The sequence below is a fragment of the Acidovorax sp. FG27 genome, from assembly GCF_040365715.1.
Classification (GTDB): domain Bacteria; phylum Pseudomonadota; class Gammaproteobacteria; order Burkholderiales; family Burkholderiaceae_C; genus Paracidovorax.
Map to the genome: position 1 here is coordinate 75095 of NZ_BAABVY010000008.1, position 21415 is coordinate 96509.

20 protein-coding genes and 1 riboswitch are annotated in these 21415 nt (G+C 71.4%); of the genes, 10 read left to right on the forward strand and 10 right to left on the reverse strand.

Annotated elements, in window-relative coordinates; genetic code table 11:
• The first annotated feature begins 29 nt into the window (after positions 1–29).
• The 4 genes from ABWV53_RS05495 (at position 30) to ABWV53_RS05510 (ending at position 4398) form a co-directional block, all read left to right on the forward strand.
• Positions 30–1166, forward strand: a complete 1137-nt coding sequence (locus ABWV53_RS05495) for an aminoglycoside phosphotransferase family protein (RefSeq protein WP_353363749.1) — start codon at positions 30–32, stop codon at positions 1164–1166.
• A 77-nt stretch (positions 1167–1243) separates the two neighbouring features.
• On the forward strand, positions 1244–1972 hold the full coding sequence (locus ABWV53_RS05500) for a 16S rRNA (uracil(1498)-N(3))-methyltransferase (RefSeq protein ID WP_353363751.1): 729 nt from the start codon (positions 1244–1246) through the stop codon (positions 1970–1972).
• Positions 1973–2467: 495 nt separating this feature from the next.
• Positions 2468–3508, forward strand: coding sequence for a diguanylate cyclase (locus ABWV53_RS05505; RefSeq protein ID WP_502903843.1), 1041 nt, complete (start codon positions 2468–2470; stop codon positions 3506–3508).
• Between the two features lie 143 nt (positions 3509–3651).
• Positions 3652–4398 (forward strand): SOS response-associated peptidase, encoded by a 747-nt coding sequence (locus tag ABWV53_RS05510; protein WP_353363755.1) that lies wholly within the window; start codon positions 3652–3654, stop codon positions 4396–4398.
• A gap of 107 nt (positions 4399–4505) precedes the next feature.
• On the opposite strand, the gene ABWV53_RS05515 is transcribed toward ABWV53_RS05510, so the two are convergent.
• The 3 genes from ABWV53_RS05515 to ABWV53_RS05525 all read right to left on the reverse strand — a co-directional run bounded on the left by ABWV53_RS05515 (position 4506) and on the right by ABWV53_RS05525 (position 8017).
• A complete protein-coding gene (locus ABWV53_RS05515; protein WP_353363757.1) occupies positions 4506–5369 on the reverse strand; it encodes an alpha/beta hydrolase in 864 nt (287 codons plus the stop codon).
• Between the two features lie 23 nt (positions 5370–5392).
• Entirely contained in the window at positions 5393–6886 is a 1494-nt protein-coding gene (locus ABWV53_RS05520) for a M20 family metallopeptidase (protein ID WP_353363759.1), read from the reverse strand.
• A gap of 90 nt (positions 6887–6976) precedes the next feature.
• Positions 6977–8017, reverse strand: coding sequence for a helix-turn-helix domain-containing protein (locus tag ABWV53_RS05525; RefSeq protein ID WP_353363761.1), 1041 nt, complete (start codon positions 8015–8017; stop codon positions 6977–6979).
• Positions 8018–8210: 193 nt separating this feature from the next.
• Here ABWV53_RS05525 and eat point away from each other — a divergent pair, with 193 nt between their 5' ends.
• The 3 genes from eat to eutC are packed head-to-tail and all read left to right on the forward strand — an operon-like array spanning position 8211 to position 11889.
• Positions 8211–9620, forward strand: coding sequence for an ethanolamine permease (gene eat / locus ABWV53_RS05530; protein ID WP_353363763.1), 1410 nt, complete (start codon positions 8211–8213; stop codon positions 9618–9620).
• 17 nt (positions 9621–9637) lie between these two features.
• Positions 9638–11026: an ethanolamine ammonia-lyase subunit EutB gene (locus ABWV53_RS05535; RefSeq protein ID WP_353363765.1), complete on the forward strand. Its 1389-nt coding sequence runs from the start codon at positions 9638–9640 to the stop codon at positions 11024–11026.
• A 5-nt stretch (positions 11027–11031) separates the two neighbouring features.
• Positions 11032–11889 (forward strand): ethanolamine ammonia-lyase subunit EutC, encoded by an 858-nt coding sequence (gene eutC, locus ABWV53_RS05540; protein ID WP_353363767.1) that lies wholly within the window; start codon positions 11032–11034, stop codon positions 11887–11889.
• Positions 11890–11931: 42 nt separating this feature from the next.
• On the opposite strand, the gene metW is transcribed toward eutC, so the two are convergent.
• The 3 genes from metW to ABWV53_RS05555 all read right to left on the reverse strand — a co-directional run bounded on the left by metW (position 11932) and on the right by ABWV53_RS05555 (position 14441).
• Positions 11932–12516, reverse strand: a complete 585-nt coding sequence (gene metW / locus ABWV53_RS05545; protein ID WP_353363769.1) for a methionine biosynthesis protein MetW — start codon at positions 12514–12516, stop codon at positions 11932–11934.
• The gene (gene metX, locus ABWV53_RS05550; RefSeq protein WP_353363771.1) at positions 12513–13658 is read right to left on the reverse strand and encodes a homoserine O-succinyltransferase MetX; all 1146 of its coding nucleotides are present in this window, start codon (positions 13656–13658) and stop codon (positions 12513–12515) included. Before metX ends, metW begins: the two co-directional genes overlap by 4 nt.
• Before the next feature lie 216 nt (positions 13659–13874).
• Positions 13875–14441 (reverse strand): TMEM165/GDT1 family protein, encoded by a 567-nt coding sequence (locus ABWV53_RS05555; protein ID WP_353363773.1) that lies wholly within the window; start codon positions 14439–14441, stop codon positions 13875–13877.
• A gap of 99 nt (positions 14442–14540) precedes the next feature.
• A riboswitch (yybP-ykoY riboswitch) is annotated at positions 14541–14656 on the reverse strand.
• A 236-nt stretch (positions 14657–14892) separates the two neighbouring features.
• Between ABWV53_RS05555 and rbp (ABWV53_RS05560) the strand changes: the two genes are divergently transcribed.
• Complete coding sequence (rbp, locus tag ABWV53_RS05560) at positions 14893–15294, forward strand: RNA-binding regulator (RefSeq protein ID WP_353363775.1); 402 nt, start codon at positions 14893–14895, stop codon at positions 15292–15294.
• A gap of 315 nt (positions 15295–15609) precedes the next feature.
• Complete coding sequence (gene rbp / locus ABWV53_RS05565; protein WP_353363777.1) at positions 15610–16164, forward strand: RNA-binding regulator; 555 nt, start codon at positions 15610–15612, stop codon at positions 16162–16164.
• Between the two features lie 133 nt (positions 16165–16297).
• Here rbp (ABWV53_RS05565) and ABWV53_RS05570 read toward each other — a convergent pair whose 3' ends face one another.
• From ABWV53_RS05570 to ABWV53_RS05585, 4 genes are read right to left on the reverse strand one after another with little or no spacing between them, the layout of a single operon-like run.
• Positions 16298–17098 carry an SDR family oxidoreductase gene (locus ABWV53_RS05570; protein WP_353363779.1) on the reverse strand — a complete coding sequence of 267 codons (801 nt, stop codon included), beginning with the start codon at positions 17096–17098 and terminating at the stop codon, positions 16298–16300.
• Positions 17099–17145: 47 nt separating this feature from the next.
• Positions 17146–17781 (reverse strand): LPS export ABC transporter periplasmic protein LptC, encoded by a 636-nt coding sequence (gene lptC, locus ABWV53_RS05575; protein ID WP_353363781.1) that lies wholly within the window; start codon positions 17779–17781, stop codon positions 17146–17148.
• On the reverse strand, positions 17778–18365 hold the full coding sequence (locus ABWV53_RS05580; protein ID WP_353363783.1) for a KdsC family phosphatase: 588 nt from the start codon (positions 18363–18365) through the stop codon (positions 17778–17780). The genes lptC and ABWV53_RS05580 overlap by 4 nt, the downstream gene beginning before the upstream one ends.
• A complete protein-coding gene (locus tag ABWV53_RS05585) occupies positions 18365–19366 on the reverse strand; it encodes a KpsF/GutQ family sugar-phosphate isomerase (protein WP_353363785.1) in 1002 nt (333 codons plus the stop codon). Before ABWV53_RS05585 ends, ABWV53_RS05580 begins: the two co-directional genes overlap by 1 nt.
• A 58-nt stretch (positions 19367–19424) precedes the next feature.
• Here ABWV53_RS05585 and ABWV53_RS05590 point away from each other — a divergent pair, with 58 nt between their 5' ends.
• The gene (locus ABWV53_RS05590) at positions 19425–21410 is read left to right on the forward strand and encodes a monovalent cation:proton antiporter family protein (protein WP_353363787.1); all 1986 of its coding nucleotides are present in this window, start codon (positions 19425–19427) and stop codon (positions 21408–21410) included.
• Positions 21411–21415 lie beyond the last annotated feature (5 nt).

Sequence of the window (21415 nt, forward strand, 5' to 3'; positions counted from 1 at the left end):
GCGGGCCGGGTTCTAGAATCGGATTATCCATGAGCCACCCACCCTCCTCCCCGGCCCCCGCGGCCGCCTCGCCCGTGCCCGGTGCCGCCGCCGTCGCCTGGGCCGACCCCGCCCGCCACGCCGCTTTCGATGCCTGGCTGGCGCCCCTGGCCGCCGCGCACGGCGTGCTGCCGCACACGCTGCGCCCGGCATCGGCCGACGCGAGCTTTCGCCGCTACCTGCGGCTGGACCGCGCCGGCGGGGGCAGCTGCATCGTGATGGACGCGCCGCCCGACAAGGAAGACTGCCGCCCGTTCGCGCATGTGCAGGGGCTGATGCAGGCGGCGGGCCTGCGCGTGCCGGACATCCTGGCCTGGGACGAGGCGAACGGCTTCATGCTGCTGAGCGATCTGGGCCGGCAGACGGTGATCGAGCGGCTGGACCCGGCCCGGCCCGACGCCGCCCACGCCTGGTACATGCAGGCGGCCGACACGCTCTTGCAGTGGCAGCTGGCTTCTCGCCCCGGCGTGCTGCCGGCCTACGACGAGCCGCTGCTGCGCCGTGAGCTGGCCCTCTTTCCCGACTGGTACGTGGCCCGCCACCGCGCCGGCGTGGTGCTGGACGAGACGCAGCAGGCGACGCTGCAGCGCGCCTTCGACGCCATCGTGCGGGAGAACCTTTCGGCCCCCCAGGTGTTCGTGCACCGGGACTTCATGACCCGCAACCTGATGGCCCATCCCGATGGCGATCGCGCACCGCTCGGCGTGCTCGACTTCCAGGACGCCGTCTACGGCCCCGTCACCTACGACATCGCCAGCCTGCTGCGTGACGCCTTCATCTCCTGGGACGAGGAATTCGTCATCGACATTACCGTGCGTTACTGGGAAAAGGCCCGCCGTGCGGGTTTGCTGGGCGCGGGCAGCGCCAGCGGCTGGGGCGACGACTTCGGCGAGTTCTATCGCGGCGTGGAATGGATGGGCCTGCAGCGCCACCTGAAGGTGGCCGGCATCTTCGCGCGGCTCACGCTGCGCGACGGCAAGCCCCGCTACCTGGCCGACACGCCCCGGTTCATCGGCTACATCCGCTCCACGGCCGACCGCTACCGCGAGCTGGGGCCGCTGCTCAAGGTGATCGACCACATCAAGGGTACGCAGGCGCCCATGGGCTACGCCTTCGGCCGGGTCTGACAACCCGCCTGGTTTCATAGGCAAATCAGCCGCCAGCGCTTGATAAATCAGCGCATGCAGCTATCAATTCAATAGCAATGCCCCGTTTCCACTGCCCCTTGCCGCTGGCGCCCGGCGCCGCCATCGCGCTGCCCCCCACCGCCGCGCGCCACGTGCAGGTGCTGCGGCTGCAGCCGGGCGATGCCATCACGCTCTTCGACGGGCGCGGCGGCGAGCATGCCGCCACCGTCACGCGCATGGGCCGCTCCGACGTCGACGTGGACGTGGGCGCGCACGACCCCGTCGAGCGCGAAGCCGCGCGCGCCGTGCACCTGCTGGTGGGCATGCCGGCCAACGAGCGCATGGACTGGCTGGTCGAAAAAGCCACCGAACTGGGCGCGGCCAGCATCCAGCCGGTGGCCGCGGCGCGCAGCGTGCTCAAGCTCTCGGGCGAGCGCGCCGCCAAGCGCCAGGCGCACTGGCAGGCGATCGCCGTGGCGGCCTGCGAGCAGTGCGGCCGCAACCGCGTGCCGCTGGTGCACGCGCCCCTGCCGCTGGCCGACGCCCTGCGCGGCGTGCCAGGCGGCGTGCAAGGCGGTGCGTCGCGGCTGGTGCTGTCGCTGCGGCCCGGCACGCGCCCGCTGCGGGATGCGGCGGGCGCGGGCGACGCCCCTGTCTGGGTGCTGCACGGCCCCGAAGGCGGCCTCACGGCGCAGGAGGAAGACGCCGCGCTGGCCGCCGGCTTTCTGCCCGCCAGCCTGGGCGCCCGGGTGCTGCGGGCGGAAACGGCCTCGGTGGCGGCACTGGCCCAGCTGGTGTTCGGCTGACGGGCACCGGCCCGGCAGGCCGTCATGCCGGGGGCCGAACGCCCGCCTGGCGGCACGGCGCGGTCTGCCGGTTTCCGCCTACGTGCGCGCCTGCCTTCGCCCACCACGATGTTTGCGACGTGCCGCAGGCCGCTGCCTGCCATCCGGGGGCGGGGCCCGTTCCCGCCGGCGCGGTGCGCCGCCGTCGAGCGCCCTTGCACGGCCGCGCTTCGCTCCGCCAGCCCGGGGCTGACGCCGGCCGGCGCCGAACCTAGAATGCGCCGGACGGCCCCCGATGAACGAAGCAGCCCCGCCGAGGCCACCACTTTGATGAAAGGACGCTGCTTGCACGAGGCCGATTCGCCCGCCGCCTGGCACCCTGGCCAGGCCCAGGACCGTGCCGACGGCGACCTTGCGCGGGCCGGCGGGCAGGCGCCCCGCCGCCACCGCAGCCTGGGGCAGCGGCTGCACGACTGGGTGCTGACCGGCGACCGGCGCCAGCGCCAGCGGCTGACCATGGCGGGCCTGGCGGCGCTGCTGATGCTCTGCTGCATGCTGGCCATGCACATCGTCGCGGCGGTCGGGCTGGCGGATTCGCGGCTGGTGAACGCCTGGACGGTGATGTGCGTCGCCGGCCTGGTGCTCGTCTATGGGCTGATCCGCAGCGGCTATTCGCTGCGCTTCGCCGACCCCTCGCTCACCCATGCGCAGATCCTCTACGCCATCGCCTGCAACGCGGTGGCCTATGTGATCGCCGGGCCGGCGCGCGGCATCGCGCTGCCCATCCTGGCGGTGGTGATGATGTTCGGCATGTTCGGGCTCACGCCGCGCCAGATGATCGGCGTGATGGTCTATGCGCTGGTGCTCTTCGGCATCGCCGGCGGGGTGGTCGAATGGCGCCGCGAACCCGGCCATTCGCAGGCCTTGTCGCTCGCCTACGCCGTCATGATCGTGGTGGTGCTGCTCAGCTGCACCTTCCTGACCCGCCGCGTGCAGGCCACCCGCGACCACCTGCGCCGCCAGCGCTACGAGCTGGCCCAGGCGGTGGAGCAGGTGCGCAAGCTGGCCACGCACGACGAGCTGACCGGCCTGCCCAACCGCCGCTACATGCTGGAGGTGCTGCGCCTGGAGGTGCTGCGCGCCCAGCGCTCGGGCCAGCCGCTGCTGCTGGCGCAGCTGGACATCGACCACTTCAAGGCCGTCAACGACACCCACGGCCACGCGGTGGGCGACCGGGCGCTGCAGGCGTTCGCCCGCACCGTGCGCGCCAGCGTGCGCGCGAGCGACGTGCTGGCCCGCTGGGGCGGCGAGGAATTCGTGCTGCTGCTGTGCAACACCCCGCTCGCGCCGGCCGACGACCTGCTCGAGCGCGTGCGCCACGCCGTCGCGGCCGAGCGGCTGGAGCGGCCCGGCAGCCCGCCGCTGCAGATGACGGTGTCGATCGGCGTGACCTGCCTGCGCCCGGGCGAGGCGCTGGAGGACACGCTGGAGCGGGCCGACCGCGCGCTCTACGCCGCCAAGGCCGCAGGCCGCAACCGGGTGACGTGGATGACCTGAGCGCGGAATGCGGCCGCCGTCCTGCGCCCGCCCGTTCCACCGCTCCGATTGCTATTCTTTTAATAGCTTCAGGCGCTTGCACATCAAGCGCCAGAGGCCTTTTTCATGCTGCATGGGGCGCCCGGCGGGGTACCATGGCCCGCATGACGATCCGCTACGACGCCCTCACCACCCCCGACGCCTATCCCGACGTGTTCAAGGTGCCCGCCCCCGCCGACCTGGGCGAGCGCCGCATCAAGCCGCGCAAGCCGGGCTACATGATCCGCCTGGCGCCGCAGGGCAGCACGGCGGACGCCACGGCCGGTCCTGACAGCCCCGCCGATGCCCCGCCGCCGGAGCGCGAGCGCGAACGCGAGCTGCTGCAGGTGCAATGGGGCCTGGTGCCGCACTGGGTCAAGTCCGCTTCCGACGGCCGGCTGCGCGCGCCCAAGCTGGTCAACGCCCGCTCGGAGACCGTCACCACCTCCACCCCGTTCCGCGACGCCTGGCTGCAGGGCCAGCGCTGCATCGTCCCGATGCAGGCGTTCTATGTGGACGACCTGCGCAGCGGCAAGCCGGTGGCCACGCGCATCGCCCGCATCGACGGCGCGCCCCTGGGCGTGGCCGGCCTCTGGGCCCGCTGGACGGGGCCGGACGGCGACACCCTGCTGAGCTTCACCCTGCTCACCGTCAACGCCAACAGCCACGCCCTGCTGCACCGCTACGGCCAGCCCGGCAGCGAAAAGCGCATGCCCGCCATCCTGAGCGAAGGCACGCACGCCGCCTGGCTCGCCGCGCCCGTCGCCAAAGCCGGTGAATTCATGCGCGCCTTCGCGGCGCAGTCGCTTACGGCCAACCCGGTGGAGACGAAGGCGGACAAGGTGCCCAGAGGGGACTACGCCCGTCAGTGAAGCCAGGGCACGCCCCGGCCAGGAAACCACCCAACACTACCATTTCAATAGCACCATGCGCCGATGCAAAGGGCGCTGGAGGCCGATTGGAGTAAAAAAATCGCCGGTCAGCCCGGGCACTGCGCCGCCAGCCACTGCGACAGCCGGGCGAAGACGGGGCCGGCGTCCCGCTCGTTGAATATCTCGTGGAACAGCGCGTCGAAGCAGTGCGCCTGCACCATGGCCGGCGGCGCAGCGGCAGCGAAGGCGGCGCTGCCGGCCGGACGCACCAGCCGATCCTGGCCGGCCCAGAGCAGCAGCGTGGGCACGGGCCAGTCGGCCGCCCGGGCGAGCACGGCCGGGCCGCTCTCGGCGATGAAACGGGCCAGCCGGGCGCTGATGCGGTCGTGGCAGAGCGGGTCGGCCCGGTAGGCGGCGGCCACGGCGGGGTCGTGCGAGAGCGCGTCCACGTCCAGGCCATTGCCCACGCGCAGGTCGGGCGCGATGCGCGGCAGCGTGGCCAGCAGCAGGCGCTGCAGCGGGTTCAGGCCGGCATCGAGCGCGGGCGACGAGAGCACCAGCGCGTCGACCGGCGGCCACCCGTTCGCCGACGATTCCGCCACGAAGCGCGCCGCCACCAGCCCGCCCAGGCTGTGGCCCAGCAGCACCAGCGGCTGGCCGGCGGGCAGGCGGGCGCGGGTGGCCCGGGCCAGATCGGCCAGGTCGTCCAGCAGGCGGGTGTCCGACGTCAGCCCGCCCCGCGGGCCGGCCGATTCGCCGTGGCCGTACTGGTCGTAGCCGCGCACGGCGAAGCCCCAGCCGTTGAGACGGCGCGCCAGCGCGTCGTGGCGGCCGGCATGCTCGCCCAGGCCGTGCACCAGCAGCACAGTGCCGCGCGTCGCGCCGCCCTGCACGGGCCAGTCCTGCACGGCGAGGTTCTCGCCGTCGCTGGCCGTGTAGGGGCTCAGCGTGGCGGGCGCGGACTCGGGCACGGGGCGCTGCGGCGGCGAGGGATTCAGGCAGCGGCTTCGGCCGCGCCGGCGGGCGGCAGGCTGGCGATGACCTGCGCCACGGCGGCGGTGAGCTTCTTGGCGTAGGGCACGTGCAGGAATTCGTTGGGGCCGTGGGCGTTGCTCTTGGGGCCGAGCACGCCGCAGACCATCATCTGCGCCTTCGGGAAGCCTTGGCTCAGCAGGTTCATGAGCGGAATGGTGCCGCCCTGGCCGATGTAGCCGCACGACGCGCCGAACTGCGCCCGGCTGGCGGCGTTGAGCGCGTTTTCGAACCACGGGGCGGTGTCGGGCGCGTTCCAGCCGGTGGCGGCGCCGGCGGATTCGAAGGTGACCTTCGCTTGGTAGGGCGCGTTGTCTTCCAGCAGCGCCTTCATCTCCTGCACGCAGCGGGCGGCGTCCACCAGGGGCGGCAGGCGCAGGCTGAGCTTGAAGGCGGTGTAGGGCCGCAGCACGTTGCCCGCGTCCTGCAGCGCCGGAAAGCCCTCGGCGCCGGTGACGCTGAGCGTGGGCTCCCAGGTGCGCTTGAGCAGCGCCTCGACCGGCTCGGTGGTGGTGGGCAGCGCGAAGGTGGTGGAGCCGCCGCAGTCGTAGTGCGCCCACGGAAAGCGCCGGTAGATCTCGTCGCCCAGGATGGCGGCGGTGGCGCGCGCCTGCGCCAGCCGCTCGGCCGGCACGTTGCAGTGGAAGCTGGCGGGCAGCAGGCGGCCGGTGGCGGAGTCCTCCAGCCGGTCGAGCACCTGCCGCATGATGCGGAACGACGAGGGCACCAGGCCCGAGGCGTCGCCCGAATGCACGCCTTCGGTCAGGATCTCCACTTTGAGCGTGCCGCTGGCCATGCCGCGCAGGCTGGTGGTGAGCCAGAGCTGGTCGTAGTTGCCGGCGCCGGAGTCGAGGCAGATCACCAGCGCCACGTCGCCCAGGCGGGGGCGCAGCTGCTCGATGTAGGGCAGCAGGTCGCGCGAGCCGCTTTCCTCGCAGGTCTCGATCAGGCCGACGATGCGCGGGTGGGGCACGTTCTGGCGCTTCAGTTCCTGCACGGCGGCGATGCTGGCGTAGACGGCGTAGCCGTCGTCCGCGCTGCCCCGCCCGTAGAGCTTGCCGTCCTCGTACTTGGGCGTCCAGGGGCCCAGGTCGGCGCGCCAGCCGTCGAACTCGGGCTGCTTGTCGAGGTGGCCGTACATCAACACGGTGGGACCGCTGGCGGCCTGCGGCTGGGTGCCGTCCACCTCGAAGAACAGCACCGGCGTGCGGCTGGGCATGCGCACGATCTCGAGTTTCAGGCCCGGCACCTTCTGCGCCACGACCCATTCGGCGGCATTGCGCAGCACGCGGTCGAGCAGGCCCTGCTGCTCCCAGTCGGGCGCGAAGCCGGGCGACTTGGCGGGGATGGCGATGTAGTCGGTCAGCTGCGGCAGGATTCCTTCGTCCCAGCGCTGGCTGAGTTGCGACAGGGCCTGGTCGGGCTGGAAGGCGGAAGACGGGATGCGGGCGTTCATGGGCGGCTCTTCTTTCGTGCGGTGGGCGGGCGGCGCCGGCGGCCCCGGCAACCGGGTGCGAACAACCGCCGCGCCAGACGGACGATTGTGCTACCGACTCTGCCCCGCGTGCTGGCGCAGGGTGTGCGAAGGCGCTTCGCCGAAGAGGGATTTGTAGTCCTGCGAGAAATGGCCCATGTGGAAGAAGCCCCAGCGCGCGGCCGTGTCCTGCACCGTGTCGCCCGGCGCGGCGGTGCGCAGGGCCCGCCGGCAGGCGTTGAGCCGCACGGCCTTGAGGAACTCGGCGGGCGACTGCCCCAGCACCGCATGGAAGTGGTTCTGCAGCGTGCGCCGGGTGACGTGCAGGTGCTCGCACAGCGCCGGCAGGTCGCGGGCCTCGTCGCCCTCGGCGCACGGCTGGCACGCCCAGGCGCGCGCGGCCATTACCAGGGCGAAGCGGCGTTGCGCCCTGCCCCGGGGCGCGGCGCAAGCGGCATCCACCGCGGCGGCGTCGCCGCACAGCAGCCGCAGCAGTTGCCGGGCCAGCGCCTGGTGGCGCTCGGTGCAGGCGGACTCCGCCGCGCCGTCCGAGAGCCGCAGCAGGGCCTCGATGGTGGCGCAGAGCGCCGCGTGCGCGGCCGGCGGCAGCGGCACGGCATGCGCGGGGCTGGCCAGCAGGGCCGCTGCGCCACGCAGCTGCATCGCGTCGGCTTCGGCGCCGAGCCATTGCTGGTCCATGACCACGCCGTAGATGCCGAAGTCTTGCGGTGTGCGCAGCGTGAAGCCGCCGCTGGCGCGGGCCCGCAGCACGGGGCGCTGGGCGTCGGTGCGCCACTCGGTGCCGCAGAAATGCAGGGGCTGCGCACAGCGTGCGTCGGGCAGGCCGAACCAGACCGACCCGGCCCAGGGCGCGCACTGCTGGCTGGTGGGCTGCGACGTGTGTTCGTGGAACACCTGCAGGCGCGGGCCGCTCAGCCACAGCTCACGCACCCGTCCGGCAAAGCGGCCGCCGCGCAGCTGGTCGTATTCCTGCGACCAGTCGGAGAGCTGGTCGGCATGCTCGTTCACATCGTCGCTGGCGCGCACCCTCCAGCGCACGGCGCCCAGGCCGGCGGGCACCGGGGCAGTGCGGGAGGTGGGCGGGGCAGCCATGGCGTGGAGCATTCGGGCGGTGGATGGCGCCAGCGATGCAAGAAAGACACCAGCCGTCGCGCGAAACCCCGGTGTCGCTATCCCTGATCGGAAAAAAACGGGGGCCGCGCACCGGTTTGCCCGATCGGGATAGGCAGGCACGGCCCGCCGTTGGTGCAATGGGGCCACCCTCCATCCCGCAAGGCGCACTCCCATGCACGACCAGCCCACACCACCCACCCCCGGCACCCACGCGCCGCACCTGAAGAAGGTGCTGGGCACCTTCCAGCTCTGGGGCATCGCCGTCGGGCTGGTGATCTCCGGCGAATACTTCGGCTGGAGCTACGGCTGGGCCAGCGCCGGCACGCTGGGCTTTCTCGTCGCCACCGTGCTGGTGGCCGCCATGTACACCAGCTTCATCTTCAGCTTCACCGAGCTCACCACCGCCATCCCGCACGCGGGCGGCCCCTTCGCCTATGCGCGGCGCGCCTTCGGGCCGGCGGGCGGCTTCGTGGCGGGCTACGCCACGCTGGTGGAATTCGTCTTCGCGCCGCCGGCCATCGCGCTGGCCATCGGTGCCTACCTGAACGTGCAGTTCCCGGCCATCAACGCCAAGTACATCGCGCTGGGCGCCTACGTGGTGTTCATTGGGCTGAACTGGGTGGGCGTGGGCATCGCCGCCACGTTCGAGCTGATCGTCACGCTGCTGGCCATCTTCGAATTGCTGGTGTTCATGGGCGTGGTCAGCCCCGGCTGGTCGTGGACGCAGTTCGCCCACCTGGGCTGGGCCGGCAGCGACACCTTCAGCGGCGCCACCGTGGCGGGCATCTTCGCCTCCATTCCGTTCGCGATCTGGTTCTTCCTGGCGATCGAAGGCGCGGCCATGGCGGCCGAAGAGGCCCGCGACCCGCAGCGCACCATTCCGCGCGCCTACATCGCCGGCATCCTGACGCTGGTGGCGCTGGCCTTCGGGGTGATGGTCATGGCCGGCGGCGTGACCGACTGGCGCACGCTTTCGAACATCAACGACCCGCTGCCCCAGGCCATGAAGGCGCTGCTGGGCGCGGACAGCGGCTGGCTGCACATGATGGTGTGGATCGGCCTCTTCGGGCTGGTGGCCTCCTTCCACGGCATCATCATGGGCTACTCGCGCCAGATCTTCGCGCTGGCCCGCGCCGGCTACCTGCCCCGCGCCTTCGCCCAGCTCAGCCCCCGCTTCAACACGCCGCACCGCGCCCTGCTGGCGGGCGGCGTGGTGGGCGTGCTGGCGATCTTCAGCGACGAGTGGGTGCAGTTCGGCGGCCAGACGCTGACGGCCAACATCGTGACCATGGCGGTTTTCGGCGCCATCGTGATGTACATCGTCTCCATGGCCGCACTGCTGCGCCTGCGCCGCACCGAGCCCGGCATGCACCGGCCCTACCGCGCCCCGCTCTATCCCTTCTTCCCCGTGCTGGCGCTGGCGCTGGGCGTGGTGTGCCTGATCGCCATGGTGTGGTTCAACACCGTGCTGGCAGCGGTGTTTCTCGCGCTGATGGCGCTGGCCTGGGTGTATTACGCTGCTACCGCCAGCCGCCGCGCCGAGGCCGCGCCCGACGCCCTGCTGGATGCATCCACCCGCTGAAGGAAGGAGCTTGCGCCATGCGCTACCACGCCACCCTGGGCGGCCAGGGCCATGCCTTCGACGACCTGCGCCAGGTGATGGCGCATGCCAGCCCGGCGCGCTCGGGCGACTACCTGGCCGGGGTGGGCGCGGCCACCGCGCAGCAGCGCATGGCGGCGCGCCACGTGCTGGCCGATTTGCCGCTTTCCACCTTTTTGAACGAGGCATTGGTGCCCTATGAAGACGACGCCATCACGCGCCTCGTCATCGACGGGCACGATGCCGCCGCCTTCGCGCCCATCCGCCACATGACGGTGGGCGACTGGCGCAACTGGCTGCTGGGCGACTCGGCGACGCCCGAGGCGCTGGCGGCCCTCGCGCCCGGCCTTACGCCCGAGATGGTGTCGGCGGTGAGCAAGCTCATGCGCAACCAGGACCTGATCGCCGTGGCGCGCAAATGCCGCGTGGTCACGCGCTTTCGCAACACGCTGGGGCTGGCCGGCCGCATCGCCGTGCGGCTGCAGCCCAACCACCCCACCGACGATCTGCGCGGCGTGGCCGCCTCGGTGCTGGACGGACTCATGCTGGGCGCGGGCGACGCGGTGATCGGCATCAACCCGGTGTCCGACAGCATGGCCACGCTCGAAAACCTGTGCCGCATGTTCGACACGCTGATCCAGGGCCTGGAGATTCCCACCCAGGCCTGCGTGCTGACCCACGTCACCAACACGCTGCAGCTGATGAACGCGGGCGTGCCGGTGGACCTGGTGTTCCAGTCCATCGGCGGCACCGAGAAGACCAACAGCGGCTTCGGCGTGAGCATTTCCGTGCTGGACGAGGCCTACGACGCCGCGCTGCAGCTGCGGCGCGGCACCGTGGGCGACAACGTCATGTACTTCGAGACCGGCCAGGGCAGCGCCCTCTCGGCCGGCGGCCACCACGGCGTGGACCAGCAAACCTGCGAGGTGCGCGCCTATGCGCTGGCGCGCCGCTACCACCCGCTGCTGGTGAACACGGTGGTGGGGTTCATCGGCCCCGAATACCTCTACGACGGCAAGCAGATCATCCGCGCCGGGCTGGAAGACCATTTCTGCGGCAAGCTGATGGGCCTGCCCATGGGCTGCGACATCTGCTACACCAACCATGCCGAGGCCGACCAGGACGACATGGACACGCTGCTGGTGCTGCTGGCCACCGCCGGGCTGAACTTCCTCATCGGCGTGCCGGGAGCGGACGACATCATGCTGAACTACCAGAGCACCTCGTTCCACGACGCGCTTTTCCTGCGCGACACGCTGGGCCTGCAGCGCGCGCCCGAATTCGAGGCCTGGCTGCAGCGCCAGGGCCTCGCCACCGCCCAGGGCCGGCTGCAGGGCGGCGCGGCGCCGCTGGCGCTGGCCCATCTGCTGGGCACGGCCGCCCCTTGACCGCCATGGCCGCCCGTACCCCCCCAGACCCCGGCCCGACCCCGGCCGCCGCGCCCCTGGTCACCCCCATGCCCTGGCAGGACTGGCGCCAGGCCACGCCGGCGCGCATCGCGCTCGGCCGCGCCGGCGTGGCCCTTCCCACCGACGAGGCGCTGCGCTTCGGCTGGGCGCACGCCATGGCCCGCGACGCCATCCACGCTCCGCTGGACACCGAGGCCCTGGCCGACGCGCTGCGGGGGGCCGGGCACGAGGTGCTGCAGGCCCGCAGCCGTGCCGAGGACCGCACCACCTATCTGCGCCGCCCCGATCTGGGCCGCCAGCTGCACCCCGAAGACGCCCTGGCCCTGCAGGCACGCGCCGCGCAGGCGGGCGTTCGCCCCACCCTGTGCGTGGTGGTGGGCGACGGCCTCTCGTCGTTGGCCGTGCAGCGCCACGCCGTGCCGCTGCTGCGGGCGCTGGCGCCGCTGCTGCCGCCGGATGCCGTGCTGGCGCCGGTGGTCGTGGTGCGGCAGGCCCGCGTGGCGGTGGCCGACGAAGTGGGCGAGCTGCTGGGCGCGGCCATGAGCGCCATGCTGATCGGCGAGCGCCCGGGCCTGAGCTCGCCCGACAGCCTGGGCATCTACCTTACGCACGCGCCCCGGCGCGGGCGCAGCGACGCGGAGCGCAACTGCATCTCCAACGTGCGCGCCGAGGGGCTGAGCCATGCCGCCGCCGCGTTCAAGCTGGCCTGGCTGATGCGCCAGGCCGGGCGGCTGGGTGCGACGGGCGTGGCGCTCAAGGACGACAGCGATGCCGAGTGGGCCATCGCGCAGGCACAGGCGCAGGGCCCGGCGGCCCGGCTGGAGGGCGGCGACACCCGCTGAGTGCGGGCCTGCCGCGCAGCGCCGCACGCCGGTCGGGCCGGGTCAGTCGTGCTCGAAGTGGAACACCGCCGTGCCGGCGAGCGCGTTGGGCAGGCGGCGCACTTCGCGGCCGTCCTGCAGGCCGAAGGCGTCGAGGATGCGCAGCCGGTTCCTGGTGGCCAGCACTTCAAAGTCCTTGAAGGTGCCCACGCGGATGTTGGGCGTGTCGTACCACTGGTAGGGCAGGCGCCGGGTGACGGGCATGCGGCCGCGCAGCACCGAGAGGCGGTTGGGCCAGTGCGCGAAGTTGGGAAAGGCGACGATGCCGCTCTTGCCCACGCGCGCGGTCTCGCGCAGCATGACCTCGGCATTGCGCAGGTGCTGCAGGGTGTCGATCTGCAGCACCACGTCGAAGGCGTTGTCGCCGAAGAGGGCCAGGCCTTCCTCCAGGTTCAGCTGCACCACGTTGACGCCCTGGCGCACGCAGGCCAGCACGTTGGCGTCGTCGATCTCCACGCCGTAGCCGGTGCAGCCGCGCTCGCGCTGCAGGTGGGCGAGCAGGCTGCCGTCGCCGCAGCCCAGGTCGAGCACGCGGGCGCCGTGCGGCACCCGGCGGGCGATGGCGTGCATGGTGTGTCGGTCGCTCATGGTGCGGTCTCCGGGGCGGCCAGCTCGTGGGCGATGCGCTGGAAGTACGAGGCGATGACGCCGTGGTAGCGGGCGTCGTCGAGCAGGAAGGCGTCGTGCCCGTGCGGGGCGTCGATCTCGGCGTAGCTCACGTCGCGGCGGTTGTCGAGCAACGCCTTGACGATCTCGCGGCTGCGCCCGGGCGAGAACCGCCAGTCGGTGGTGAAGCTCACCAGCAGGAAGCGGGCGGTGGCGCGTGCCAGGGCCAGCGTGAGGTTGCCGCCGTGCGCGAGCGCCGGGTCGAAATAGTCGAGCGCGCGCGTGATGAGCAGGTAGGTGTTGGCGTCGAAGTAGTCGCTGAACTTGTCGCCCTGGTAGCGCAGATAGCTCTCGATCTGGAACTCGATGTCCTGCGTGCTGTAGCGCGGCGCCAGGCCCTCGCGCAGCTGGCGGCCGAACTTCTCGTTCATCACGTCGTCGCTCAGGTAGGTGATGTGGCCGATCATGCGGGCGATGCGCAGGCCGCGCTTGGGGACGACGCCGTGGCGGTAGAAATGCCCGCCGTGGAAGTCGGGGTCGGTCACGATGGCGCGGCGGGCCACCTCGTTGAAGGCGATGTTCTCGGCCGTGAGGTTGGGCGCACTCGCCACCACCACCGCATGGCGCACGCGGTCGGGGTATTGCAGCGTCCAGCTCAGCGCCTGCATGCCGCCCAGGCTGCCGCCCAGCACGGCGGCCAGCTGCCGCACGCCCAGGCGGTCGAGCAGACGGGCCTGGGCATTCACCCAGTCTTCGACCGTGACCACGGGAAAGTCGGCGCCGTAGACCTCGCCGGTGTCCGGGTGCCGGTGCATGGGGCCGGTGGAGCCGAAGCACGAGCCCAGGTTGTTCACGCCGATCACGAAGAAGCGGTTCGTGTCCACCGGCTTGCCCGGGCCGATGAGGTTGTCCCACCAGCCTTCGCTGCGCGGCTGGCCCTCATACACGCCCGCCACGTGGTGCGAGGCGTTCAGCGCATGGCAGACCAGCACGGCGTTGGAGCCGTCGGCGTCGAGCGTTCCGTAGGTTTCGTAGGCGAGCGTGTAGTCGCGGATCGACCCGCCGCCGGTCAGGGGCAGGGTGTCCGCGAAGTGCAGGAACTGGGGCGTGGCGATGAAGGACATGGAAAAAACCCGGCATCGCTAAAAACGAGGCCGGGTCGGTGGATGCCTTTGGCCATGCATTCCTGCACGCATCCCTTCGCGGACGGGTCTTTAGCTGAACTTGTAAAGCGCCCGCAAGCTGAAGCAAATCGGCGCGGGAGGCACTATACCAAAGCCCCCGTCCGGCCGGCGACCGGCGACCGGCGACCGGCGACCGGCGACCGGCGACCGGCGCGGTCAGCCTACCGGCGCCAGCAGGGCGATGGCGCCCAGCACCAGGAAGATGAGCGCCGAAATCACGTGCACCGCGCGGATGGGCACGCGCCGGGTGATGCGCTCGCCCAGCCAGACCACGGGCGCGTTGGCCAGCATCATGCCCAGTGTGGTGCCGGCGACGACGGCGACATAGGCGCTGTACTGCGCGGCCAGCATGACCGTGGCGACCTGGGTCTTGTCGCCCATCTCCGCCAGGAAGAACGCCACCAGCGTGGTGCCGAACACTCCCCAGCGCGGCGCGGCGGGCGATTCGTCGTCGTCCAGCTTGTCGGGAATGAGCATCCACACCGCCATCGCGATGAACGACAGCCCCAGCCCCCAGCGCAGCACCTGCGGCCCGACGACCGTGGTCACCCAGGCGCCGACCGCGCCGGCGAGCGCGTGGTTGGCCAGCGTGGCCACGAAGATGCCCAGCACGATGGGCCAGGGTTTGCGGAACCGGGCCGCGAGGACGAGGGAGAGGAGTTGGGTCTTGTCGCCCATCTCGGCAAGGGCGACGATGGCGGTCGAAACGAAGAAGGCTTCCATGGGGTGGGATATCGTTATCCGGCCGGAAAAACGGTAAGACAGCATTGACTGCGCCCCGACTCCGGCTCTTGGATCGGTGCGCAGTCAATGGTCTCGCTCAGCCGCCATGCATGGATGGCCGCCGCAGGCACCATGGGCCACGGAGGCCCAAGTTTGTTGATGCGTGCTCCCTCGCGCCGTGGCGCCAGGGCAAGCTACTCCCCAAAGACTGCGGGCATTGTAGGGGCAACGGAGACCCAAAAGTTCGGGTAAATACGCAGCAAAAGTGCGCGAGTGCTGCAAAAAGTTCACCACAGGGCGCGAAACTATGGTTGATAATGGTTCCGCCTTTCTGCCTTGCAGGAATGCAAGCTGCGGTGTTTGGTCGGTTTCGCGTCTTTGAAGTCGTCACAGGTTTGTTGATTGCGTAAGGCTCATCGCGTTTTTTTGGTTTTTTGTGTAGGAGTCCCTTATGGGCAACAAACTTTACGTGGGCAACCTGCCCTATTCCTTCCGCGACAGCGACCTCGAGCAGACCTTCAGCCAATTCGGCGCCGTTAACAGCGCCAAGGTCATGATGGAGCGCGACACCGGCCGTTCGAAGGGCTTCGGCTTCGTCGAAATGGGCAGCGATGCAGAAGCCCAGGCAGCGATCCAGGCCGTGCACGGCCAAAACTTCGGCGGTCGTGACCTGGTGGTCAACGAAGCCCGTCCGATGGAGCCCCGTCCTCCCCGCAGCGGCGGCTTCGGCGGCGGCAACGGTGGTGGCGGCTACGGCGGTGGCCGCAGCGGTGGCTTCGGCGGCGGCAATGGCGGCGGCGGCTACGGTGGTGGCAATGGCGGCGGCTACGGCGGCGGCCGCGGCGGCTACTAAGCCCTCAAGGCAGATCGGCACGGCGCCCCGCGCGCCGTTCCCCGCATCGCGAAAAAGGCCCTCTCGAGGGCCTTTTTTCATGCCCGCACGAACCGCTGCGCGCCCGTTTCCACACGGTAGAACCCCCCTGGCGCCCCAGGCCAAAACCCTTGCGTTTTCGCGGATTTTGTGGCGCATAATGTTTTGGGCGGCCTGGCCGCGCCGAGGTCTGCGGTGATTCCTTCCATTTCGCGCATAGGGCATCTTTCGTGATTAACTGGCTGCGTTTCCGGGACTCCATCGCTTCATCAATGTGTGTTTTTGAGGAGTCCCTCAATGGGCAACAAACTGTACGTCGGCAACCTGCCGTATTCCGTGCGTGACAGCGATCTGGAACAGGCTTTCGGCCAGTTCGGCGCCGTCACCAGCGCCAAGGTGATGATGGAACGCGACACGGGCCGGTCCAAGGGATTCGGTTTCGTCGAGATGGGCAGCGACGACGAGGCCCAGGCAGCCATCCAGGGCATGAACGGCCAGTCGCTGGGTGGCCGCAGCATCGTGGTGAACGAGGCCCGCCCGATGGAAGCCCGCCCGCCCCGTAGCGGTGGGTTCGGTGGCGGTGGTGGCGGCTTCGGCGGCGGTGGCCGCAGCAGTGGCGGTGGCTATGGCGGCGGCCGCGAAGGTGGCGGCGGCGGCGGCTACGGTGGTGGCGGCCGCGAAGGCGGTGGCGGCGGTTACGGCGGTGGTGGTGGCGGCGGCCGGGGTGACGGCGGCTTCCGCAGCCCCTATGGCTCGGGTTCGCGCAACGGTGGCGGCGGCGGTCGCAGTGGTGGCGGCGGTGGCGGCTACGGTGGTGGTGGCGGCGGCTACGGCGGCGGCGGCGGTTACTGATCGCGCCCCTCGCAACCCTGCACAGACAAGGCTCCTCGGGAGCCTTTTTTCATGCCCGAACGGCAGGGGGGAGAGAAGCCGGCGGTGCGGCCCCCATCGCGCGCCCACGGCAGGCGACGCCGTCTCCGGCGACTCAGCCCGCCGGTCCGGCGCCCCCGCCCTGGCGGTGCTTGCGCGGCCGGCCGGCCAGCAGGCGGTCGAACCAGCCGTTGGGCAGCATGCGCAGCAGCTTGGCGACGACGCCCATCTGCCAGGGAATCACCCGGTAGCTGACGCCGGCACGGATGGCGCGGTAGGCGCGGTCCGCGAAGTCTTGCGGCTGCATGAGGAACGGCATGCCGTAGCGGTTCTGCCGCGTGAGCGGCGTGTCGATGTACCCCGGGCAGAGCGTCACCACCCGCACGCCGGCGGGCCGCAGCTCGCCGCGCAGGCTTTCGCAGTAGCTGATCACGGCGGCCTTGCTGGAGCAGTAGGCGCCGTGGCCGGGCAGGCCACGGATGCCGGCCACGCTGCCGATGCCGACCAGCGCGCCGCTGCCGCGCTGCACCATGCCCGCGACGAAGGGCTGGAAGGTGGCCGCCATGCCGAGGTTGTTGGTGGCGAAGGTGCGGGCCATCACGTCCAGGTCTTCGCGCACGGCCGTGTCCATGCCCACGCTGATGCCGGCGTTGGCGATCACCACGTCCGGCAGGCCCTGGGCTTGCAGGCAGGCCTGGCCCGCGGCGACGATGCTGTCGGGCAGGGAGACGTCTGCGCTATATATTTGATAGCTATCGGCGCTTATTCTACGGGCGCTGGCCCATGTTTTGACTTCATCCGTGCGGCGCGCCACCAGTGCCAGCCGCCAGCCGGCCTGATGAAAGCGCCAGGCCAGTGCCTGGCCGATGCCGCTGGAGGCACCGGTGATGAAGACCAGCGGGGACGACGGATTCATGCGGTGCGCTCCTGGAAGGGAAAGGGCTGCGGGGCGCGGCGCCCGCTTCAGCGCCGGTTGGCGGCGCCCGGCGCGGGCTGCAGGATGCCGCGCACGCGGCCCTGCAGCTGCACGATCTGGTCGAGGTTGTCGTAGTCCATCCGGTCGGCGGTGAACTGGTCGCTGCCGCGGGTGAGCGTGACGGGCTGGTCGGACTGCACCTTTTCGGAGTTGACCCAGACGTGCAGGAATTCGCCCCGGAATTCCAGCCTGGGCTGGGGCGCCTGGCCCTTGCGGGGCAGCGATTCGCGGGTGACGATGGCGTTGCCGAAGAGCTGCACTTCGGAGCCGTCGGCGTTGGAGAGCGCCCGGTTGGCGGTGGCGACGGTGACGCGGCCTTCCGGCGTGACCGAGCGCATGTGGACCTTGTCCACCTCCAGCGTGTCGGTGTCTTCGTAGTGGCGCGCCATCTCGCCGCGCATGTCGCTCTCCAGCCGGCCGGTGGCGTCGAAGGTCTTGACCGAGAAGCCGCGCATGAAATAGTCGGGCTCGTGCGTGGGCACGCGGACCTGCTGGGCCTGGGGCGGCTTGGGGGCGTTGCGCACCAGCCACCAGGTGCCCAGCGCCAGCAGCCCCATCAGCAGCGCGGGCAGGTAGAGGGAGAGCCGGTCCCAGCTCAGGCGCATGCGGCGGGCGACGGTCATGCGTAGTCCGCCAAGAGCGCGGCGTAGCGGCCGCTGGCCACCAGCAGCAGGTCGCAGAATTCGCGCGCCGCACCGGCGCCGCCCGGCACCTGGGTGACGTAGTGCGCCACGGCGCGGGCCTCGATGTGGCCGTGCGCCGGGGCGCAGGCGATGGCGGCGCGGCGCATGACCGGCAGGTCGGGCCAGTCGTCGCCCATGGCGGCGGCCTGGCTCCAGGCCAGGCCCAGCTCGGCCAGCATGGCCTCGGCCGCGGGGCGCTTGTCTTCGGTGCCGAAGCGCGCATGCACCACGCCCAGGGCCTGCAGGCGCAGGCGCAGCGCGGGGGCGTCGCGCCCGGTGATGACGGCCGGCACGATGCCGGCGCGCTGCAGCAGCTTGATGCCGTGGCCGTCGAGCGTGTGAAAGCGCTTGAGCGTCTCGCCCGCTTCCGAGAAGTAGAGGCTGCCGTCGGTGAGCACGCCGTCGACGTCGAAGAAGGCGACGCGCACGCCCTGCGCCTTCAGCAGCAGCTCGGGGTCGTGCTGCAGGGCGGGGCGCAGCGGGGGCAGATCGACGGTGGGGAGCGCGGATGCGGCAACGGCCATCAGATCACCTTGGCGCGCATGAGGTCGCCGATGTGCACCACGCCCACCAGCAGGCCGGCGGCGTCAGTCACCAGCACGCTGGTGATGCCGTGGCGCTCCATGGCGGCGGCCGCGTCCACGGCCAGCGCGTCGGCCGCGATGGTGCGCGGGCCGGCATGCATGACCTCGCCGGCGGTGGCGCCGCGCAGGTCGGCGCCGGCCTCGATGCGGCGGCGCAGGTCGCCGTCGGTGAACACGCCCAGCAGCCGGCCGTCGGGGCCGACCACGGCGGACGTGCCCAGCCGCTTGGCGCTCATCTCGCGCATGAGTTCGCTGAACGAGGCCTGCGGCCCCACGCGCGGCACCTCGTCGCCCGCGCGCATGACGTCGCCCACGTGCGTGAGCAGCTTGCGGCCCAGGGCGCCGCCGGGGTGCGAGCGGGCGAAGTCCTCGGGCCGGAAGCCCCGGGCGTCGAGCAGCGCCACGGCCAGCGCGTCGCCCATGGCCAGCTGCGCGGTGGTGCTGGTGGTGGGCGCCAGGTTGAGCGGGCAGGCCTCGCGCTCCACGCTGCAGTCCAGCACCGTGTCGGCATGCCGCGCCAGGGTCGACTGCAGGCCGCCCGTCATGGCGATCAGCGCGGCGCCCAGGCGCTTGAGCACGGGCAGCAGCACGGTGAGCTCGTTGCTTTCGCCGCTGTTGGAAATGGCCAGCACCAGGTCGCCCTGCGTGACCATGCCCAGGTCGCCGTGGCTGGCCTCGGCCGGGTGCACGAAGAAGGCCGGCGTGCCGGTGGAGGCGAGCGTGGCGGCGATCTTGCGGCCCACGTGCCCGCTCTTGCCCATGCCCATCACGACCACGCGGCCCGGCGTGGCCAGGATGCGGCGTACCGCGTCGACGAACGGCTCGCCCAGGCGCGCGGCCATGCTGCCCAGCGCGGCGGCTTCGATGGCGAAGGTTTCACGGGCCAGGCGGAGGGTCTCGGCGGGGTCGAACGGCGGCACGGCGGCGGGGGCGGATGACATGGGGGCCGATTCTATCGACCGGCCCCCGACCGGCGCTGGCGCTGGGCTAGCATCGGGCATGTCCTCGCTCGCGCTCACCCTGCTCTACCTTCTGGCTGCCGTGCTGGGGGTGGTGGTGTGCCGCAGCCTGAAGCTGCCGCCCATGCTGGGCTACCTGGCGGCGGGCATCCTGATCGGGCCGCATGCGCTGGCCCTGGCGCAGGATTCGGAGGGCGTGCGGCACCTGGGCGAATTCGGCGTGGTGTTCCTGATGTTCGCCATCGGGCTGGAATTCAGCCTCTCCAAGCTGCGCGCCATGCGCCGCTACGTGTTCGGGCTGGGACTGATGCAGGTGGCGCTCACCATGGCGCTGGGCATGGCCGGCATGCTGCTGCTGGCGCGCTGGGTGGGCGGCGTGTGGAACATCGGCTGGCAGACCGCGCTGGCGCTGGGCGGCACGCTGGTGATGAGCAGCACGGCCATCGTGGTCAAGCTGATGGCCGAGCGCGCCGAGCTGGAGAGCGAGCACGGCCGCCGGGTGCTGGGCATCCTGCTGTTCCAGGACCTGGCGGTGGTGCCGCTGCTGGTGCTGATTCCGGCCCTGGGCTCGTCGCCCGAGCGGCTGATGGTGGAGATGGGCCTGGCGCTGCTCAAGGCCACGGTGCTGGTGGGCGTGCTGCTGGCCGGCGGCCAGCACGTGATGCGCTGGTGGCTCACGCTGGTGGCCCGGCGCAAGAGCGAAGAGCTGTTCATGCTCAACCTGCTGCTCATCACGCTGGGCCTGGCCTGGCTGACCGAGCAGGCCGGGCTGTCGCTGGCGCTGGGCGCGTTCATCGCCGGAGTGCTGGTGTCGGAAACCGAGTACCGCCACCAGGTGGGCACCGACATCCGGCCCTTCCACGACGTACTGCTGGGCCTTTTCTTCGTGACCGTGGGGATGATGCTGGACTGGCACATCCTGCTGGAGCGCTGGGCCCTGGTGCTGGGGCTGCTGGTGGTGCCGCTGCTGCTGAAGATGGGCGTGATCCTGGCGCTGGCGCGCGGCATGGGCGCGACCACGGGCGTGTCGCTGCGCACCGGGCTCTACCTGGCGCAGGCGGGCGAGTTCGGCTTCGTGCTGCTCTCGCTCACGCAGGAACACGGCCTGGTGCCCGCCGCGCTGATGAACCCCATCCTCGCGGCGATGGTGCTGTCGATGCTGGCCACGCCCTTTCTCATCCTGCACAGCAACCGCATCGTGATGAAGCTGGTGGCCAGCGACTGGCTGCAGCAGTCGCTGCAGATGACCACCATCGCCCGCACGTCGATCAACACCGACCGGCACGTGCTGATCTGCGGCTACGGCCGCTGCGGCCAGAACCTGGCGCGCATGCTGGAGCGCGAGAACATTCCCTACCTCGCGCTGGACCTGGACCCCGACCGCGTGCGCCAGGCCGCCGCCGCCGGCGATTCGGTGGTGTATGGCGACGCGACCCGGCTGCAGGCGCTGGTGGCGGCGGGCCTGGCGCGGGCCAGCGCCGTGGCGGTGACGTATCTGGACATTCCGGCCACGCTCAAGGTGCTGGCGCACACCAGCAGCCATGCCGCCCACGTGCCGGTGGTGGTGCGCACCCAGGACGACCAGTACCTGGACCGCCTGCAGGCCGCCGGCGCGACTGAGGTGGTGCCCGAGGCCATCGAGGGCTCGCTGATGCTGGCCAGCCACGCGATGGCGCTGGTGGGCGTGCCCATGCGCCGGGTGCTGCGGCGCGTGCAGGAGCAGCGCGACGCGCGCTACAACCTGCTGCGCGGCTACTTCCACGGCGCCGACGACGACACCGCCTCCGAGCGCGACCAGGAACGGCTCGCATCCATCACCCTGCCGCCGGGCAGCGCGGCACTGGGCCGCCCGCTGGGCGAGATGGCGCTGCACGCGGTGGGCGCCCAGGTGGTCAGCCTGCGCCGCGGCACGGGCCGCATGTCGGCCGCCGACCCCGGCACGCCGCTGGCCGAGGGCGACACGCTGGTCGTGTCCGGCCACCCCACGGCCCTGGCGCTGGCCGAGGACCGCCTGCTGCGCGGCTGAAGCGG

Excerpts from the sequence above, each read along its gene's own strand:
- ABWV53_RS05495 (WP_353363749.1), top strand. The coding sequence starts at position 30 with ATGAGCCACCCACCCTCCTCCCCGGCCCCCGCGGCCGCCTCGCCCGTG.
- ABWV53_RS05500 (WP_353363751.1), top strand. The coding sequence starts at position 1,244 with ATGCCCCGTTTCCACTGCCCCTTGCCGCTGGCGCCCGGCGCCGCCATC.
- ABWV53_RS05505 (WP_502903843.1), top strand. The coding sequence starts at position 2,468 with ATGGCGGGCCTGGCGGCGCTGCTGATGCTCTGCTGCATGCTGGCCATG.
- ABWV53_RS05510 (WP_353363755.1), top strand. The coding sequence starts at position 3,652 with ATGACGATCCGCTACGACGCCCTCACCACCCCCGACGCCTATCCCGAC.
- ABWV53_RS05520 (WP_353363759.1), bottom strand. The coding sequence starts at position 6,886 with ATGAACGCCCGCATCCCGTCTTCCGCCTTCCAGCCCGACCAGGCCCTG.
- ABWV53_RS05525 (WP_353363761.1), bottom strand. The coding sequence starts at position 8,017 with ATGGCTGCCCCGCCCACCTCCCGCACTGCCCCGGTGCCCGCCGGCCTG.
- eat (WP_353363763.1), top strand. The coding sequence starts at position 8,211 with ATGCACGACCAGCCCACACCACCCACCCCCGGCACCCACGCGCCGCAC.
- ABWV53_RS05535 (WP_353363765.1), top strand. The coding sequence starts at position 9,638 with ATGCGCTACCACGCCACCCTGGGCGGCCAGGGCCATGCCTTCGACGAC.
- eutC (WP_353363767.1), top strand. The coding sequence starts at position 11,032 with ATGGCCGCCCGTACCCCCCCAGACCCCGGCCCGACCCCGGCCGCCGCG.
- metW (WP_353363769.1), bottom strand. The coding sequence starts at position 12,516 with ATGAGCGACCGACACACCATGCACGCCATCGCCCGCCGGGTGCCGCAC.
- metX (WP_353363771.1), bottom strand. The coding sequence starts at position 13,658 with ATGTCCTTCATCGCCACGCCCCAGTTCCTGCACTTCGCGGACACCCTG.
- ABWV53_RS05555 (WP_353363773.1), bottom strand. The coding sequence starts at position 14,441 with ATGGAAGCCTTCTTCGTTTCGACCGCCATCGTCGCCCTTGCCGAGATG.
- rbp (WP_353363775.1), top strand. The coding sequence starts at position 14,893 with ATGGGCAACAAACTTTACGTGGGCAACCTGCCCTATTCCTTCCGCGAC.
- rbp (WP_353363777.1), top strand. The coding sequence starts at position 15,610 with ATGGGCAACAAACTGTACGTCGGCAACCTGCCGTATTCCGTGCGTGAC.
- ABWV53_RS05570 (WP_353363779.1), bottom strand. The coding sequence starts at position 17,098 with ATGAATCCGTCGTCCCCGCTGGTCTTCATCACCGGTGCCTCCAGCGGC.
- lptC (WP_353363781.1), bottom strand. The coding sequence starts at position 17,781 with ATGACCGTCGCCCGCCGCATGCGCCTGAGCTGGGACCGGCTCTCCCTC.
- ABWV53_RS05580 (WP_353363783.1), bottom strand. The coding sequence starts at position 18,365 with ATGGCCGTTGCCGCATCCGCGCTCCCCACCGTCGATCTGCCCCCGCTG.
- ABWV53_RS05585 (WP_353363785.1), bottom strand. The coding sequence starts at position 19,366 with ATGTCATCCGCCCCCGCCGCCGTGCCGCCGTTCGACCCCGCCGAGACC.
- ABWV53_RS05590 (WP_353363787.1), top strand. The coding sequence starts at position 19,425 with ATGTCCTCGCTCGCGCTCACCCTGCTCTACCTTCTGGCTGCCGTGCTG.